Raw genomic sequence first — 18,869 nt, forward strand, 5'->3', positions numbered from 1 at the left:
AAAAAGTCAGCAATTTCAAGGCATTTTAGTTCTTGAGCATACACTAATTATACCGCATGATCGGGGAGTGATATCTGCCTAAAATAATCAGCAGTTACCGCCTCCCACAATCTGCCGTCGGACACTCATACACGGTACCAATGTCGAAAAAATCCTTTACAGCCAATCATTCTCTATGCTACACTACGCCTCTAGGATGTCACCTATAGCACGAAAGTGTGGTGGACGGTAGGCCTTCCGATTTGTTCGGAGGTCGAATATTCAAATGTAATGATGCCACCTCCGAACGGTAACTAATGTACTGGAGCTTATGCTCCTAGTCTTCACCGGAAAGGAGGCAAATGCAGATGTTGACGATAGAAGGATTAATCGCAGTTATCAGCCTCGCGCTGTCAGCGTTCGGTCCCGGATACGCCATCGGACGCAATAGCAAAAATGCAAGAGAATAGCCGCCCCGGTCTGGTAAACTGAGCAGCTATTCTTTAGTTTGTTTTAGGAAGCCTACCGTTTAGCCGGTGGCATCCTTTTTATTTATCTTTACGCCTTTATCTTAACATTCTCGGACCACTCTGTCAAACAACGCCAATCACCTAGGCTACGTTTATCCCTACTAATTCGGAACAAGGACTTATCATCCACATGCAAATCTGTCAAACATGCGAACATCAGTTCTCACCCACTAACTCCCGGCACCAGCCACACGCCCGCGGAAACAACCTTGTCTCCCCTTATCATGCTGTTCAGCCCGTTCAGCGGCACAACCTCCACATAGTACATGCCCGGTACGGTGACTAAACTCATCAGGTCATACTCCAGCACATTCTCCACCTTCGTAGTCTTGTCCTGTGCCTTGATCTCCGCATCCTTCTCGGTTCCAGTCGGGCCCTTGCCCGCATCCCCGAACACTTCCCTGGACTCCTGGTGGGTCTTCGTGTTGGACGCATCCGCGATCACAGTCCTGTAAGGCCGGTCATCCTTCATCACCCTCATCTCATAGCTTGTGGAGCCCAATGCCTCGGCCCACGACACCACACCCTCACGGGATAACTTCACTGAATCAACCTTCCCGGTATGCGTCAATGCAAGCTTGGCAAGCTTCACCTTTACAGACGCATCGTACCCGCCATTGTCCACCTTAACTTCCTCAACAGTTGCACCGCTCCCGGTAGCGCCACCGGCCAGAAGATTGGTCACACTGACACAGTCCTTGTCCAACTTGAACTTATAATCATTCTTACCGCTCAATGTTATCAGCAATTCCGGCTCGTCATCCAGTCCCCACACAGTTTCCTTATGGTTTATGACCATAACACTGACATCATAATCCTTATTCTCTTTACCGTAATTGATGATAATGTCTTCGGTCCCCACGCTCTCGCCTTACTGAATCTCCGGATCTATGGATAATGCCAACGACCGGATCGTCTTCGCAAAAGCCGCCCCGGTTGTTGACCCACTCAGAACCATTAAAACAACTAATACTCTCAAAAAATATCCTGCTCTCTTCACGACTCTATCCCTCTCGTATAGTATCTTTTAGATACCGTTTTTTATAAAAAAAAATAGTTACTTTTGTTCAATAGGCTTAGTAAAGCCCATGGTATAATTGCTCCTTAGTGTCAATCAGGTATCAGTTCTGATTCCCTCTGTTGAACCAATAATGGTTACTTCATTCATAGTCTGTTCCCCTGACACGGATGTTAGCTTCAAACCAGCTGGCTGTTTGCCTAAGTTCATGGCCTGCCTCTTAGCAGTGGGGGTCGCATCAGTCCATCTTAGGCTGGATTCTTATATGCGAGGGTGTCGATGCTCCGTGATCATGGGTTTTACCAAGCCGATTGAACACTCAAATCCAACATAGAAAGAAGGTGATAACATGAACCCACTTTACGTCGGTATTGATGTGAGTAGCAAATCCAATGTCGTATACCTGATGCTTCCTGATGGCAGTAAGCATAGCAACTTTTCTGTTGCTAATTCTCACGATGGATCCACTCAACTGGTAAAACGTATCTTGTCAGCGATTAAATCGCTTTCCCTTGACACTGTAATCATTGGTCTCGAAGCCACTTCTGTTTATGGTGACAACCTCGTGTATTTCTTAAGGGAAGATGCCACTCTGGTACCCTATGACAAGAAGATTCATGTCCTCAATCCTAAGCAGGTTAAAAACTTCAAAGAAGCGTATAACGACCTGCCCAAGAATGATTATGTGGACTCCTATGTCATTGCTGACTGCCTGCGTTTCGGTAGAATCAACAAAGAGGTCTATCAAAGCGATTACCGTTATAAAGCTCTTCAGAACCTCACAAGGGCGCGTTTTTTCGCAGTTCAGAATCTCGTTAAAGAAAAACAGCGATTCATCAATGTCCTATTCAAGAAGTATTCTACGATGACGCAGGAGAAGGTATTTGGCGATACCTTCAGCACTACTGCCTTAGCTGTCTACGAAGAGTTTGAATCCGCAGAAGCGTTGGCCTCGATGGACTTACAAGAGCTTACAGATTTCATTATGGAAAAGGGAAAGAACCGCTTCCCTAATCCGGATGCTGTAGCCAAAGCCATCCAGAAAGCTGCCAGGAGTTCCTACCGTTTACCCAAGACGGTGAATGACTCCGTTAATCAGGTGCTTTCTATATCCATAACCTCGATAAAGGCATTGGATGCTCAAATCAAGGAGTTTGACAAAGCTATAAAAGCCCAGATGGAACTCCTCCCAAATGTATTGACATCCATCCCCGGTATTGGTCCGGTATACTCCGCAGGCATTATTGCGGAGATAGGAGATATCAATCGTTTTCCGTCTCAAGCTCAGCTTGGCAAGTATGCAGGCCTAGCTTGGACTCAGAATCAATCCGGTGACTTTGAAGCTGAAAACACAAAACTCATACAATCCGGAAACCGATTCCTAAAGTATTACCTGTGTGAAGGTGCCTTGTCTCTCGTGAAATGCGACACAGAGTACCGCAACTTCTATCACTCCAAGTATAAAGAAGTGACAAACAGGCATCAACACAAACGTGCACTCGCATTAACTGCCCGTAAACTTGTGCGGTTAATCTTTCGACTGCTGAAAGATAATCGCCTATATCGAGCAGCGGAATAAGAACTTATTCCTGTTGCTAATACCCCCTGCTTCAAAAAAGCTGAAATCGCAGGGTTTATTAAGGTTACCCTTTTTCCAGCAAATGATGCAGAAAATATATCAAAACATTATTTTTTTTCACTTGACATCACACCGCTAGACTATGAAATATCACACTTGTTTAATGCGATTAAAAACGCGGAAAAGACTTGTAAAAACAGTCTGTCAACCTACCGGAGCTAAAGTTTATAAAAAATTCCCGATACACGGTTCCAATGTCAGTAAAGAGAGCAGATGTAACTGATATAGACAGCTGATGGTGTATTTGGCATAGGTTAAGCCCTCCATTTCAATACAGGCATTTCAATTAAGACTAACAAACCAGAAGGAAAACCGGTCAGACCGGCTCCTTCTCCAAACACTCTTTTTACCGACGCCTCACTCTTCCAGACCATTCCAGCACTTTTCTTCCCATGATACACACCTCTGCTCTGAACGCTTTATCAACGATAGCGACAATTCCGAGTGTAATCAAAGAGACACTGATAGATATAAAACCGTTTAGGATGATCCCTGTGATTGGACTACTGACAGGTCTGATTAGGTACGTCATAAGTATAAGTGCCAGTGTGAACAACGCAATATAACTGTAGTTCTTGATATAAAACTTTCCAGGTTTCTGTCCAAACACGTATTTAAATACTACAAACGGCTCCACAGCATCACAGATCAAAAGATTTGTGATTATAGTTGCTATGATCACACCAACAACCTGCAGTTCCTCCGGGAATACCATCACGAAAAGCAACGAGAGAATCAGATTCACCACTCCTTCTGCTATTGGTTTCCATCGATCATAATAGAACGTACCGGATGCATTACGGAAAAGAAGTGAGGCATTCCTCATATACTGGATAAACTGGTTGAGGGTTATGATAAAAGCGATGGCATGAGAAACAGATAACCCTGGACCAAAAAAGAGAGCAACTACAGAATCAATCACAGCATAATACCCTAGGAAGAAAACAACACCGAGCACGTAGTTCAGGCAGTAGAAATAATCAAAGTAACCTTTGCTCTTGTCTCTATTCCCTTCCGCGCAAAGATGACCTATTACAGAGGTTACTGGCGTAAAAAACAGGGTGATGATTCCAACCATGGTGGCAGCAATATAGGTATAGTTGCTATACTTTCCCAGGATGACCACACCGATGAAAGCAGAAATAATCATGCTGTCCACACTTTGAACCATAATCGTGCCGACCTTATGCATGACCATGGCTTTGACATTTTTACTGATTTCCTTCTTAGTTATTTCGTCCACTCTCTCCTTTGTGTTGATAATATCCGGGTACTTCTTCCGAGCCACAATCTCTGTTAGTATCCAGATGATGACCGTCCCTATGATCTGGCAGATAAGGAATGCAACAAAGGAGCGGAAGATCAGTATTGAAGCGACCTGTAGTGCATATCGGCATAGATGGGCAATCGTGGCAATCCCCGTTGTAATATAATTATCCTTGTGAGCTTCGATTAATGATGTCTTGGCACTGTAGAGATAAGTCAGGACAACGGAGATAAGGGTTAAGAGGTATGTGATGTACACATTCACATCCAACACTTCATAATCGCTGATAAAGTGAGGCAGGAACGGCATGACGAGAAGCCCCCCAAGGAAGATTATACCGCCGATTATCCTATAAAGCTTCTTGTAGAGATTGAACAGAGCAGTAACAGCGCGTTGATCACCATCCACAATTGGGCTGTACATAGAGTAGACAATCGCTCTACCAATACCAAGTTCTGCAACCGCAAGCATTCCGATAATACTGGTGTAGAGAGAACTGAGGCCATTAACATCATTGCCGATGTACTGGATTAGAAGGCAACGAACAAAGATTGCGATGATAAGGAGAACAGTGTGTGAAACAATGGAGGTTGAGATATTAATAATGCTTCTTCTTTTATCCAAGAAATTACACTCCCTATAGATTTCAACACAAAGTCTACGTTACCGAATCGATATTATCACCTAATTGTGAAGGGAATCACGTGCACTCAAATATAAAGGATAACTCAAATCAAGTATCCAATAGCATTTTGTAATTAAATAATAATACAGCTTATTCCGAAAAGAGGTATATCCTAGCCCGACATTACTTCCCAAAAGTGAAATCTGATGTCTCAATTCGGCCTGATAATTTGTTTCTGTGGTTTTTGTTTTACTGTAGAATCGGAGATAATATTGAATCATTTGGTTTAATCTTGATGATTGCCTGTATTTCAAATGATCCGAAGAAAAGAATCTAGGAATATTATCTTTTATATAGTTTTCAAAGGAAATACACGCGGTCAGACAATCCCTGATGCTTCTTTCAGAAATACTATTTGTAATGCTGTTCCGGCGGATTCTCCTTAGATACAATGATTCTTCTAATACGCAGACTCTATTGCTTATCTCTAAAACACGAAAAGTCGTTGCTATATCTTCATATACATGCCCTTCTGGAAACCGAATATGATCCCATAGTTCTTTCCGATACAATTTATTCCACACATACGATGTAATAGAAAACATCGCAAGTGCTTGTAAGGCTTCAATACGATCATATAATGAATAATCGTTATTATATTTTGTTTTTAAAGCTTCATTTATGCTTATTCTTCCTTCTGTGGTGTAATTCGTATGGCTACAAACAACTATATCTGCATTGGTGCGATTCATAGCTGAAATCATCTTACTAATGAAATTCTTGTCATATGCATCATCAGAATCCAAAAATGTGACAAATTTCCCGGTCATTATATCAAGGCCAATATTACGTGCAACACTTAACCCTCTGTTTTTTTGATGTATCACTCGTATACGACTATCCATCTTCGAATAGAGATCACAAATAGCCTCTGAGCCGTCATCAGAACCATCATCCACAATTATTATTTCTAAATTGAAATATGTCTGTTGTATAACACTATCTAAAGATTCTATAAGATATGGTGCAACATTATAAACAGGAATAATGACACTTATAAGTTCCTGATTCATGATAGATTTCTCCAATGACATTCATGCTTCAATTACAATCGTTGCATATTTTTAGTTAGTCAGGTAGAATGGCATCAAGAAAATCAGAGCAAATACTATATATGAAACATGAGGTTTATGAAAAAAACTTGGTACTATTCATCACAATATGAAATATTGGTCAATGCAAAACTAACATATTACTAACCGCTAACACTATACACTCTGAATAAGCAAGCTCTATAACTCTACCTCTCGTTTTGATGAACCTTGTTTTCCTTATGTTCTTCACTAAATCACATATCTATAATCGTGGACTTTTCATATATCCAAACGAATCAATAGACCCATCATCTATCAAAATTGTTTTTCTATTTCACTTAAAGAATGATCACGTTTTTATTGTGTATCCCTGTGTATGTATTGAAAAACTGATATAACATTAAACACGAACGGTATTGTTCGAAATATGTTTTATTTGTTCTGATACACTAACTATAAATCATTAACCCGACTTCTATTATATAGCAAAAGTTCCATTTCATTATAAATTATTTTGAAGTGGTTCGACGCAGTAAACTCATAATATAATTTCTCTCATATGGATATAAACCAAAAAAGAATATCACTATTAAGTAAACAGTCGTATATAATATAACACATATAATAAAGGTTGGCCATGAATATGGATTAATAGAAATATTGATTCCTAATCCGATTATGGCCGAGCCAATTACACTTGGAAACAATTTAAGAATATTTTTCCAGAAATACTTCATGTCCACATGAACTTTTTTATGATAATATAAATTCATAATAATACCATTACCGACGAAAACAGTAATTGCTGTTCCCAAAGCAGCCCCAACAGCTCCCCATGTATGGGCAAGTGGAATAGTTATTGCAATATTGACGATAGCAATTAGTGTATAAACCAGAGAACGGAATTTATGTAAATTCTTAGCTTTTTGGATTTCTAATCCAATTTTTTGAATCTCAGGAATAGTCACCGGTATAATCAACAATAATATAACATAATATGTTAATGCGTAATCATTTCCAACCCATAGATAAATAAACAACTTCCCATACAAAGCAAACCCTGTGATGATAAGAGACAAAACCATAAACTGAACACGCCCAAGCCGAGTCATCAGAATAGTAGCCTGGTGATCTCCATCTTCATGACTCAGCAGTTCATAAACTTTAGGAACAAATACATTTGAAATAGCTTCACCCATAGACATATAATAGCTATTTATTGTTGATCCAACTGTATATATAGCTACAACTACAGTGCCACAGATTTTTCCAAGGAGGAATTTATCCACTGACCAGTTGACCTGGTCTACAATCATACTCAATAATAAAAATAAAGAGAAAATATATACTTCTTTTGCTTGTTCCCATCTAATGAAGTGGAACTGAAACCTCATTTTAAGTTTTACTATACAATACAAAACTATTACTGTATCGACGATAACAGTTACACATAATGTTGCAATAGCTATCCCGACAACTTTTTGACCTAAAAGAAGAACAATGGTACAGGTAACCGGTGTAAGGAAAGTACTAACCAGAGTTAATGCCTTTTGGAATACAAATCTCTCTTGTGCGATAATATACGAATTAAAAATGCTGACAGGAAATGTCATGAAAACATTTGCAACTAATATTCCCATCAGTAATTTACCCGTCTCTAGCTCATTCTCCGTAAGCTTTCCTGAAAGTATCCAATCCGACTTTATGGTCATCACTCCGCCTATTAGCAATGCAATAGTACCCATAATAAAAAAGAGGACAAGGAACAAGCCATTTACATTCTCAATACCATCTTTATCATTATTCTTTCGATAAGGAGAAGAGAATCTAAGATATGCGCTTCCAAATCCACAAGTAAGTAAAACAAGATAACTTGCAATGGAATTCACGTAATTATAATTGCCATATTCTGATTGGCCTAAGCTTCTAATCAAAAATGGGGTATAAACCAAGCCAATTAGAAAGTTTGAAGCCATGACAAGATACGAAAGAACAATGCCAAATTTTCTTTGTCTAGCTTTATTCATACGTCTAAATTATCCTCTATTAATTAAGTCTCTCAATCTTCTATATCTAGAGTATAGGTATGGATGACGTTTGCTAAGTATTTCCTTAAATCCAACATATACAAATAGCTCATTAATAAGCTTTTTTTTCTTATAGTTCATATAAAATTCATCCATTTTTGATGGACGTAAGCTTTCATTAAGTACTTCTCCAAAATCTATCATATCTAATGTTGCCTCGCTAATATGAATATCAGTCAGTTCAGTAACACAATCTATTCCTTTTTTTGTGTTACATAGCATCATGGAAATCCCGAATGGTCTTTGATCTTTTATAGACTCTATTTTTTCTTCTATATGCCAGAAATCACCTATTGTAATGTCGGACAAATGATTAAATTCCGTATACGGGCAAATAAAGCACGATTCTCTATGAAGCAATCTATTCTGATAACAAATATAAAACAAATCCGTCTCTGTAAATGTCCTTTTTCCATTTTCGTATATTATCTCTATATATTTCAATGAGTTTTTAGAAGGCATTTTATTTCTAAATGAATAGCTAACTATTTTATTCCCTCTTTTCTGTTCAAGAGATTTAATATAGTCCTTAAAAACTATCGGACTAGCAACTCCATTGCAAACAAGATCGACAGTCAGTAATTGTTCTTCATACCTACTCCCTAGAAACTCATACAATTCAGCTATCTGACAAGGTGTGCCAGAAAAGAGAACTTTCTTTCTATCATCAATTTCTTTTTTTATGGCTTCAAAAATATGAATTGTACTACTTTGAATATATTTTGATCTTCGAAGATCATCTAAACCTGAAATCTCTGAGATCCCAATATGGCTTACAGTATATGGATCACTCCAAGCGGCACCATATATACAAGCGCCATAATTATCATATTTGCTCAAAAAAGCTTTAGCAATAGAATAAAAAGCTCCTCCAGATGTAGATCTCATTCTTTCGTCTCTATCTATTACCCACCCATAAAAAACTCTATCGGAGAAATAATTATCATAATTATAATCTTTAGTAAATGCACAAATCTTTCTACACTTATTACATTTTATACATCTTTTATAATCAATTTGCGGATAAGTAAAACCATTATGGATATGGTCAAACGAAATTGCCCTTACAGGGCATATATCTGCACACGCTCCGCATCCACAGCATTCGGAGTAAATATGTGAGTCCAAAAACATAAAACTACTCCCTATTTAGCAATCCTTGCAAATAATCTTTTGATTTTTCTCGCTTCTTGTTGAGCAAATGATCCACTTTGATATAATCAATATCCTCTTCAATAATACTAATATCAGAAATATCAGAGATTAACCGATCCTCTAACCCAACTTCCTCTAAAAAATCCTTTGCCCTTGTTCCTGTGGATTGAACACGAACAGAAACAAAAGGTTTATGGAATTGTGTTGAAAAACAAGTTCCATGGAAAGAATTCGTTACAACAAATTCGGCATTTTTTATCAAACTCAAAAACTCTTCAACTCCTGCATCATTCCTTGTAATTACATCTTTTATCTTATAATTCATCAAGCTAGATACAATTATTTTATATCCGTATTTTTCTTGCAATACCCTAGCCATTGCAATTAATACATCATTAGGGCGAAGCATATACACATATATATACTTGAAATCAACCAATCTATTTGCAGCAATTTTTGACCAGAATTCTCCATCTAACAGCAAGGTAGGATCCATGTCTTGACGTATTCTCTTCTCCAATTGAGTGCCTACAAAATATCTAAGAGTACTTTTTTCTCTAAAAGATATATGTTCAAAATCTTCCAGAGCATTCGTATAATATTCTACTTGCTCTTTTGATAGTTTCTCTATCCCAACACTTGCTGCATAACTATTTTTTTTAATCTTTTCATCGTTTGCGAAAGATAGCAAATAAAACGGTGTTATTTTTCTGTCAATGATATTCCATATTTGATCACTTCCAGCAATAATACAAGGATTTATATTTCCTGGGGAAAAGACATCAGTACTTAAATCAATATCAAAGAATCTAATGTTATCCTCACAAAACTTTTCTATTTTTTGGTTCTTATCTTCAAATACGCTCCTATCCCTATATAGTTTAATCTTTTTTATCAATCCATAATGATGCTCAGGCTTAAACTGCCAGATGAATCTTTTTATGCTCCTTATCAACAAATACAGTTTACTACGTCCTTCATCGTGGTTAACTTCTCGAATAACACATGGTGTATGACCGGTCTGTTTAATGACTTCCTGCAATGCATACGCCTGAAGAGCAGACCCATAATTTCTTGAATAAAAAGTAGCAACATATACATCTATCATTTCTTTATAAACTCCTACCAGTTTTCAGTTTTGCATAAGTTGCGTATAATTTACTATTAATTATAATGCCTTTGATGTTTAGACCACCGTATTTCTTTGCAATATACAGAAACCCATTTTTCATATATTCATTCCAGAATTGCTCTCTTGAATTTGCAATTGGAGACGGATGATTGAGATTCCCTTGCTTCATTTTTATTTTTTCTATCGGTGTATCTTTATATTCCAGCTCTTGTGCGTTTCTTATTAGTTCAAGTCCTTTATCTGTATGAACTAAAACTGCTGAAACCCCTAGCTTATCATAGAATTCAGGCTCCTGTTCAATGCATCCCCAGTAATCAGCCACAGTCAAATCCGCTGGCTTATCTATTCCAGCATACTCGCAATGATGACAATGCGGTCTCAAGCAGTTGTTTGAAAAGAAAAGATTTAAGAAAACTCGTGTTCTAATCGTGTCAACTTCTTCTTTCCCGTCCACATACTTTATAGTGCAACCAAAGTTGCGACTTCCATAACCCCACGGTTTCTTTTTTGTTCTAAAATAGAATTTGCTTACAGTTCTCTTCTCGTTAATCCATCTTACATAATCAGAGAATATCAATGGACTAGGCACACCGTGACAAATTAAATCCACAGTGTATAGATTGTCGATCATTACATTCTTATACTTCAGATAGGATAATAAACCTGCAATATAACACGATGTGGCTATGTAGAGAACTTTTTTTCCCTCAATTAAATCTTTCTTCACCATCTCCAGGGTATTATTAGGATTGGCTTGTACATATTTTGAGCCATAGAATAGTTCACATTTTTCAATCGAATCAGCTCTTTCAATTAAAACCTGTGAATCCGATGATAGCGCAACTCCGTAGACAACACCATTCTGCTCAATAATTTCTCTACATATTGCGTGCGATAAACCTCCAGACGAGGACTTCTTTAGCACTTCGGGATCTGAATTTTTAGCGGCAAAAGAATAAAGCGTCGAATTTACTTTTTCCTTTTTTTCTATACAGACTTTATGACAAAGCATACAATCGACACAAGTACCAACATCAACTTTTGGATAAAGGAATCCTTCTGAATCAGGAACCATTGAAATTGAGTGGTTTGGACAAACTGACATACAAGCAGAGCAGCCACAGCAATCTTCTTTCTTAATTTTTGTAATATTCAACTTGCGCTCTCCTTCCTCAATTATTAATGATTTGCTGCAAATACTCCGTTGACATAGATCGTAATAATTCCAGTCTGTTATTAATTATTGAAAAATCGCACTCAAAAGAAGGAATAGTATCTTTTGTAATTTGTCTGTCTGAACACCCTGTAAGATTTGCGATACTCTGCATTCTTGATGAATTAGCACGATTGAAATACATGAAGTTAGTATTATAGTTCATCGAGAAAACCATACCGTGAAAAGAACCAGTAATCACTAGATAAGCGTGATGCAACAAATACAAGAAACCGCCAACGGATACATTCGACATTACTGTGCATCCTTCGATTGTCTCTTTTATATCTGACAATACAATTATTTCTGCGTCGCATGAATGTGCCATTTTGATTGCCTGACCGATCATTATTCCTTCAGAATCCAGAAAATACAACAAAATGTATTTTTTGCTCTGATACTTACTTATTACTTCCTCATATTTTATCCAAAAATTTGAGTCCAAAAGCAAAGTTGGGTCGATATCAACACTAACCTTTCTTTTCAAATTAAAACCTAAGTATTCCTGTGCAGAAGATTCGCGAACGCTTATGCGATTAAAATTTTTTAATTCATCAAATGCTCTTTCTCTGAATTGGACGGGAAATTCTGTAACGCCTATACTCGCTGCATACGAGAATCTCTTTCTCGGACAAACAAAATCCAGAAAATAGGTGAAATCCCCATTTGTGATGCCTAATTCCCAAACCATATCGCTCCCAACAATAAAACCATCATACTTATCATTCAAATCAATGATGGTTTTTCTTGTATATGATTTTTCCGAGATTTTTAGATTTTTTCCAGCAAAGTCAGAAATAAGACTTCTTTTATTCTTTTGTAAAACATAATCCTTCCATTCTGTAGCATAATGGTAGATGTTCTTCTCAATTGCTGGAACTACTACACTTTCTCGGCGCTCGATACTACTACATCTATAATCAATTATCTCTGTAGAAGCTCCCAACATCTCTAACTTTTTCTGCAAAGCCAACGCTTGAAGCAATGCTCCATAGTTTGTGGTTCTATGAAATGTTAATGTAGCAATCTTTTTCATATTTTTAATCCTTCAGCGTATTCAGTAAGCGTCTTTCCATCACAAAACTGCTTAGCACTCATAAAAATCATCTCTATATGTTCGTACAAAACTTCAATGTCTTTTGGAGAATGAAAAGTCGGACTACCTCCAGGCATTAATTCTGACGAATGAAGCATAAACATCAAATAACCAGAATTTGTTTTCTTCTCTTTTTCTAATAATGCTGATATCTCTTTTATATTATTTCCATTGGGTCTTAACCATACTTGCTGGCCTAACACATGGTGTTTTATTATCCTTGCCATATTTTGAGGCGAATCTATATTAAGAAAAGACTTATGAATACGCTTAATGGTTACTGGAATCTCAAGCATCCCTTCGGAAATATAATATGGAGTATTCATACACTTTGTATAATCCGATCCTTTGCTTCCTTCTGTTGAACCTTTTGCTCCGGACCAATCAACTCCTGGAGTTACTGAACAGTCAAAACGATATCCATGTTTTTTTAGTAATCGAAGATAGCTATCATTAAGTGCCCATCTTCCAGCTCTATGACTTCTCGGAGTAATCCCAAACTTTTCTATGAGTAAATCGTTCAGTCTCTTAATTTTCTCATCTATGATCTCCTCTGGATACTCAATCAAATAAGGAAAGTTCTTTTTTTGAGTCACACTAAGTGGAAAGAATGGCGGGTTATTGTATGCATGTAAATGCATACCAATCTCACACGCACCTTTTCCCAAAGCATCTGCGGCTAATTCAACAAACCTTTCCTCACATGCCATCTCGTAATTAGTAAGGTATGTCGGCTTAAAGTTATACTTCTCACAGAGTGCTTGAAACCTTGGAAGATATGCAGAATTCTCAGTTGAAATCTCATTACCGTCTTGCCAATTCCAAATATTGTCACCTTCTGTATCAATTGTTATCAGAAATGACTTATCCATATGCCAGTTCTCTCCTAACTACACTCATTATTGCAATTGAAAAAATATACACGGCAAAAAAATCGATATTATACAAATCGTTGCCCGTAAGTCCATATAATATAAAAAATAACTGACAACTATATGAAAACTTTAGCAATCCCTTTATACAAGCATTCATTTCGACTTCATTTTCATATTCCCTATACAGACTTACAGTACTTCTAATTAGCCCGAATAAAGTTAGGATATACAGTAATAAAACAAATATCCCACATTCCGCGAATATCTGTAAATAAACATTATGAGCATCTGTTTTCATTATACTTGTCGCTTTAAATGACCCCCAACCATTTCCAAAGATCGGATTTGATTTAATCATATCTATAGCGTGTGCATACAATGAGAATCGTCCAGTTGATACATCTTCATCTCTAAAATGAATGGCAGTATCAAAGAGACGCACGAAAACACTTGATTGGTCAAAAAGTGGTAGTGCTAAATAAAGAATTGTAACAAGAACAAATCCAATAAAAACATACCTTATGATTTTTGAGTCTCTATATTTCTTATCCCCTATAACAATTGAGCATAGTAGGATACTCAAGATCCCAAATAGTAGATGGGCACGCTTTCCTGTAAATATTAGCGCAATAGTAAGAACTATAATCGCACAAATGAAGACAAACTTTTTATCTCTTTGTCTTGTAAACAAGAGTGCAAAGATTGCGGTTAACAGATATCCCGCCGCATGAGATACCTGTGGCATTAAGCCGCATGTTGTATTATCCCAATTATGATGACTTACAATACTTGTATAATACTGCTCAGAGAAGAATGATTTAGCAAATTGGGAATACTGATCGAAGTTTACTTTTGCAAATATACTCACTATCGCGCAGAGCACACCAAATGCGATAATTATAAACAATGATTTACGAATTGTGACTGAATCGTGATCTGATGCTATTAAGAAAATTGCAAGCAGAGATAATTGTATTGGATATAAATACTCATTTGATAAGAGAGAAATTCCAATTATTGCAATGATAAAAACAAACAGTAATGATAAATGTTTCTCGATCTTAATCTTTCCTCCACTGGCTATAAGAGTGAAAACCAGACAAAAGGAGATATAAGCTATGCTGTAATTGTTTGTTGTGGCAAAAAACATTGTCTGCAAGTAAACACAAAGAGGGCATACAAACAGCACAAACAAGTACAGTGAAATTCTGTTGATTGTATTACTCCCTTTCATCTCTTTGCTTCATAGCTTTCTTGTATAATTCTTTTAAACTGAAAATAACTCTCTCAATCGAGTAGTCCATCAGATTATTCTCACTTTTAAAATTCACTCTTCTTTCAATCATTGCCTCTGCCCATTTTGTATCGCTCTCTTCCAGATCCATTCTACATATTTTTTCAGACACAAGAGCCTCTACTGGAACATTATTTGATACAATACAATAAATACCTGCAGCTTGTGCTTCAATAAGTACTATACCCAAGCCCTCATATAATGACGGAAAAATAAACTCATCAAACGCTTGCATAATAAATGGAACATTATCTATTGCTCCACAAAATACTACAGATTTATACAAGCCAAGTGTATTACAGTATTTTTTTATATTCTCCTGTAGTTCTCCGTCTCCAACCAACACCAGCTTAGCTTCTGGATTGCGTTTATATACTTCATTAAAAACATTAATAATCTTTTTATGATTCTTTACTTTTGCGAATCTCCCCACATGCCCAATCACTAACGATCCATCGTTAATTCCAAGAGCTCTCCTTGCCAGTTGTCTGCTATGTGTTTGATAATCATCAATACAAATTCCATTAGTAATCACTTGTGTTGAATTTAAGCGAAAAAGATCATCTGCATAGTTCTTCATTTCATTGTTTAAACAGATGGGTATTACATGGAATCTGTTATAGCACAAACGATCAACATAAACATTTTTCCCATATGATGTCTTTCTGGGATCGCTATGAAGAGTATGAAATAAACCGATATTTTTCATTCCAAGCTGTGCAAGACATACAAACCATAGAATCGCTAAATGAATGTGAATAATGTCAGGATTAAATTCTCTAATTTCTTTTCTGAGTTGCAAGACTTGTTTCATTCGACCCAATATTGTACACCTTTTTACAGAAAATCCACTCTGTCTAAGTTAATATTTCATATCTTTTCGCCTTATATCGATAAGTAGACAGCGGCATATTCACCTGCCTTGCCGCTTCTTCCGTTGACATTATCCCCTCTTTCCATTTCCGGTAAACTTCATTGAAATTCTCAGGAAGAGGCTTTGGCGGTCTCCCCAGCATTACTCCTCTGGCTTTTGCTGCGGCTATACCTTCCGCTTGCCGCTGATGGATCGTGCGGTACTCTGCCTCTGCAACATAGGACAAAAGTGCGAGGATCAGGTCACCTATAAACGTTCCCAGCAGGTTCTTTTCCCTTCTTGTATCAAGGATCGGCATATCGATCACAACTACATCAGCGCCTTTTTCCTTTGTTATGATCTGCCATTGTTCGCTGAGATCACGGTAACTGCGCCCCAATCGGTCTATGGACTTGATATACAGAACAGAATCACCGTTCAGCTTTCTTAAAAGTTTTTTGTACTGCGGACGCTCAAAATTCTTTCCGGACAGCTTGTCCAGAAAGATGTTTTGTTCCGGTACTCCCATTTCCTTCAAGGCGATGATCTGCCTGTCCTCATTCTGTTCTCTTGTTGATACCCGGGCATAGCCGTAAATCTTATCTTTTCCCATGTTTCCCCTCCATTACATATAATAAATACAACCTTAATATGCACACAAAAAAGCCGGCAGAACATGACAATATGTCCTATCGGCTTTTTAAGCAACCTTATCTTAATGGTTTGCGGCACGCGATTTACAGTTCCAAGCAAGTTAGACAGGAAATCCTGCAACAACATTGGGCTATGCTGTTACATAAAGACAAAAAGCCCAAAACCAAGGAAAGGAGCAGATTTTCCTATGGTTTTGGGCTTTATAAAGACCTGCACCTTCAGGGACTTGAACCCTGGACAAACGGATTAAGAGTCCGTTGCTCTACTAACTGAGCTAAAGGTGTATTCGCTGCGTCTGTGCAACGTGTAATAACATACATGCTCCCGGAATATTTGCCAAGAATTATTTATGTTTGTTACCGGCCGGTATAGACCATTTTTGATAATGTCCCAGTATACCACAAATGATTATGTCCTAGATGTGGTATAGTTACTCCCTTTGAAGGGAGGTAGATTATTATCAAGAAGCTCTTTACTCCGTCCATGACAGATATTTTATAGCCAATCAAAACACAAATGTGCTATTCCATTATTTTCCAATAGCCTCTTTTATTTGCACCGATACGCTCTATATATCCATTCTTCTTTAAAAATGAAATGTTATTTTGAATAGCAGATTTTCCAAGTCCCATGATAGTTGCTAACTGTGTTTGTGTAATGTTCGGATTGTTTCGCAACTCCTGTAACAATCGCTCCTGGGTTTTATTTAGTGATGATTTATCTACCGGTTTATATACCACTTTATCTGCCACATCTACATCGAGATAATTAAACGGTAAAGTCACAACAATAGAATTCTCTCGGAATTCAAATGCGTTTTTTCCATAAACTTCAGTGATTTTTGGCACACCTCGTCCTGAACGTTCGCTAATATGTAATTGCAAAAAAATATCTGATAATTTTTGATTTACTGGAACTGACTCACCTGCATAGAATCCCTCTTTTGTCTGTCCCAAAGCAAGACTTCCCCGCGAGAGAATTTCAATTCTGTTGCTATAAACAGTGATCATAGGTGCGTTGCCATCTACCCACTTGTTATGCACAAAGGAGTTTATAAGTGCCTCCCTAAAAGAATTGGGATCAAACAAGCTAACTTCTTTTCGTGCCAGGATACGATTACGTTCATCGGCCTGTATAATATTTATAACGTCCCCATATTCAAGGATTTTTTCTAATGAAATAAGAATACAAGTATTTCCAAATTCCTTAACAGAAAACAACGGAGAACCTTTTGTTTCTCCTCGAAAAATAGATACTCTGATAGGTATATGACTATCATCTGACAGAAGTTGCGCCATTATATTATACTTTCCGTTTTTAGTAAGCAAACCCAGATTCTTCTTAAATGTCTGTTGTTTAAGCACTATTCCACGTCCGGCATAATAGGTGAACAACTTTTCAAAGGTCAATTCCTGATAATCAGATTCCAGTTTTTCAATGGTAGGAAACCCATTCTTCAGGACATCAAATAATTGTGCTTCCCGCTCTGGATACTTAACCACATTCTCTTTGCTGGATCCAATACGAATATATCTAGTCCCATCAAAGGCTGTAGGTACTTTTACAGCAGCTGGAATTTTTAATAGAACAATCCTCTTTTCATTGATTTCCAAATCATGAAATGTAAAACCTATATCAGGTGACATTTGTCTGGCTAAATAATGCTGGAAAGGTTCCTTTTTATAATCCTTCTGGTAATTTATTGTTGTGCCAACAATTTCATGTGTCTCATTATTAACGCCCCATACCAAATAAGCCATGTCTTCACCATGCATAGCAGCTGCATTAGACATAGCCGATATATACTCTCCTATTTCATGAGCTTCAAACCAATTCTCTTTGAACTCAAACCACTCTTCTTCATCTTCCCGTGAAATCAAGTCCAATACAATTGACTTATCATTTTTCATATATTTATCTACCACTTATCTACCATTTTATCTACCACATTATAACACAAGTGGTAGATAAAATGGTAGATAAGTGGTAGATAAAATAAGCTTTATGCATATTTGTCAAAGTCAGTACCACCAGCCCTGCTGGTGGTTTGAGTTAGCCCCTTCCGGGGCAAGTGTTGTGATTCCGCCTAAAGGCGGTCTAGCAAACCATTCTAATGTTACTGGTTACCACTTAAAAGTGGTTCTCATTATCCTTCCGCACGATCTGCTTTAGTTTGATCTTCTATATATTTTTTTATTGTAGCTTCATTAACATTTCCTACCGTTTCGCAGTAATAACCTCTTGCCCAAAAATGTCGATTATTTCTTTCCCGAAATTCCGGGTGCCTATCGAAGATCATCAACGCACTCTTTCCTTTGATTCTCCCCATGACTTTGGATACTGCCTCTTTCGGTGGTA

15 protein-coding genes, 1 tRNA gene and 1 pseudogene are annotated in these 18,869 nt (G+C 37.4%); 1 reads left to right on the top strand and 16 read right to left on the bottom strand.

Going from position 1 to position 18,869, the window contains the following annotated elements; all coding sequences use genetic code 11:
* Nucleotides 1-672: 672 nt before the first annotated feature.
* Nucleotides 673-1,371 (bottom strand): hypothetical protein, encoded by a 699-nt coding sequence (locus G625_RS0112465; RefSeq protein WP_029201376.1) that lies wholly within the window; start codon nucleotides 1,369-1,371, stop codon nucleotides 673-675.
* Between the two features lie 505 nt (nucleotides 1,372-1,876).
* Between G625_RS0112465 and G625_RS0112475 the strand changes: the two genes are divergently transcribed.
* Nucleotides 1,877-3,106, top strand: a complete 1,230-nt coding sequence (locus G625_RS0112475; protein WP_029201377.1) for an IS110 family transposase — start codon at nucleotides 1,877-1,879, stop codon at nucleotides 3,104-3,106.
* 406 nt (nucleotides 3,107-3,512) lie between these two features.
* Here G625_RS0112475 and G625_RS0112480 read toward each other — a convergent pair whose 3' ends face one another.
* The 15 genes and pseudogenes from G625_RS0112480 to tnpA all read right to left on the bottom strand — a co-directional run.
* A complete protein-coding gene (locus tag G625_RS0112480; RefSeq protein WP_029201378.1) occupies nucleotides 3,513-5,057 on the bottom strand; it encodes a lipopolysaccharide biosynthesis protein in 1,545 nt (514 codons plus the stop codon).
* Nucleotides 5,058-5,117: 60 nt separating this feature from the next.
* Complete coding sequence (locus G625_RS21450) at nucleotides 5,118-6,131, bottom strand: glycosyltransferase family 2 protein (protein WP_049895890.1); 1,014 nt, start codon at nucleotides 6,129-6,131, stop codon at nucleotides 5,118-5,120.
* A gap of 530 nt (nucleotides 6,132-6,661) precedes the next feature.
* Nucleotides 6,662-8,179: an oligosaccharide flippase family protein gene (locus G625_RS0112490; protein WP_029201379.1), complete on the bottom strand. Its 1,518-nt coding sequence runs from the start codon at nucleotides 8,177-8,179 to the stop codon at nucleotides 6,662-6,664.
* A 9-nt stretch (nucleotides 8,180-8,188) separates the two neighbouring features.
* Entirely contained in the window at nucleotides 8,189-9,127 is a 939-nt protein-coding gene (locus G625_RS0112495; protein ID WP_242826634.1) for a Coenzyme F420 hydrogenase/dehydrogenase, beta subunit C-terminal domain, read from the bottom strand.
* A gap of 90 nt (nucleotides 9,128-9,217) precedes the next feature.
* Nucleotides 9,218-9,373 (bottom strand): annotated as a pseudogene (locus G625_RS23645) (4Fe-4S binding protein); the annotation flags it as partial.
* Nucleotides 9,374-9,377: 4 nt separating this feature from the next.
* On the bottom strand, nucleotides 9,378-10,502 hold the full coding sequence (locus G625_RS0112500; protein ID WP_029201381.1) for a polysaccharide pyruvyl transferase family protein: 1,125 nt from the start codon (nucleotides 10,500-10,502) through the stop codon (nucleotides 9,378-9,380).
* 4 nt (nucleotides 10,503-10,506) lie between these two features.
* Nucleotides 10,507-11,682, bottom strand: a complete 1,176-nt coding sequence (locus G625_RS0112505) for a Coenzyme F420 hydrogenase/dehydrogenase, beta subunit C-terminal domain (protein WP_029201382.1) — start codon at nucleotides 11,680-11,682, stop codon at nucleotides 10,507-10,509.
* A gap of 16 nt (nucleotides 11,683-11,698) precedes the next feature.
* Complete coding sequence (locus G625_RS0112510; protein WP_029201383.1) at nucleotides 11,699-12,775, bottom strand: polysaccharide pyruvyl transferase family protein; 1,077 nt, start codon at nucleotides 12,773-12,775, stop codon at nucleotides 11,699-11,701.
* Nucleotides 12,772-13,707, bottom strand: a complete 936-nt coding sequence (locus tag G625_RS0112515) for a hypothetical protein (RefSeq protein ID WP_029201384.1) — start codon at nucleotides 13,705-13,707, stop codon at nucleotides 12,772-12,774. The genes G625_RS0112510 and G625_RS0112515 overlap by 4 nt, the downstream gene beginning before the upstream one ends.
* Complete coding sequence (locus G625_RS0112520; protein ID WP_029201385.1) at nucleotides 13,700-14,944, bottom strand: O-antigen ligase family protein; 1,245 nt, start codon at nucleotides 14,942-14,944, stop codon at nucleotides 13,700-13,702. Before G625_RS0112520 ends, G625_RS0112515 begins: the two co-directional genes overlap by 8 nt.
* Nucleotides 14,931-15,818: a glycosyltransferase gene (locus tag G625_RS21455; protein WP_156885122.1), complete on the bottom strand. Its 888-nt coding sequence runs from the start codon at nucleotides 15,816-15,818 to the stop codon at nucleotides 14,931-14,933. The genes G625_RS0112520 and G625_RS21455 overlap by 14 nt, the downstream gene beginning before the upstream one ends.
* Before the next feature lie 43 nt (nucleotides 15,819-15,861).
* On the bottom strand, nucleotides 15,862-16,470 hold the full coding sequence (locus G625_RS0112530) for a recombinase family protein (protein ID WP_029201386.1): 609 nt from the start codon (nucleotides 16,468-16,470) through the stop codon (nucleotides 15,862-15,864).
* Between the two features lie 252 nt (nucleotides 16,471-16,722).
* Nucleotides 16,723-16,794, bottom strand: a tRNA-Lys gene (locus G625_RS0112535).
* 238 nt (nucleotides 16,795-17,032) lie between these two features.
* On the bottom strand, nucleotides 17,033-18,421 hold the full coding sequence (locus G625_RS0112540; protein ID WP_029201387.1) for an RNA-binding domain-containing protein: 1,389 nt from the start codon (nucleotides 18,419-18,421) through the stop codon (nucleotides 17,033-17,035).
* Nucleotides 18,422-18,657: 236 nt separating this feature from the next.
* Nucleotides 18,658-18,869, bottom strand: a 212-nt coding sequence (tnpA, locus tag G625_RS0112545; RefSeq protein WP_029201388.1) for an IS200/IS605 family transposase, incomplete at its 5' end; no start/stop codon positions are given.

The organism is Oribacterium sp. NK2B42 (genome assembly GCF_000424445.1).
GTDB lineage: Bacteria > Bacillota > Clostridia > Lachnospirales > Lachnospiraceae > Oribacterium.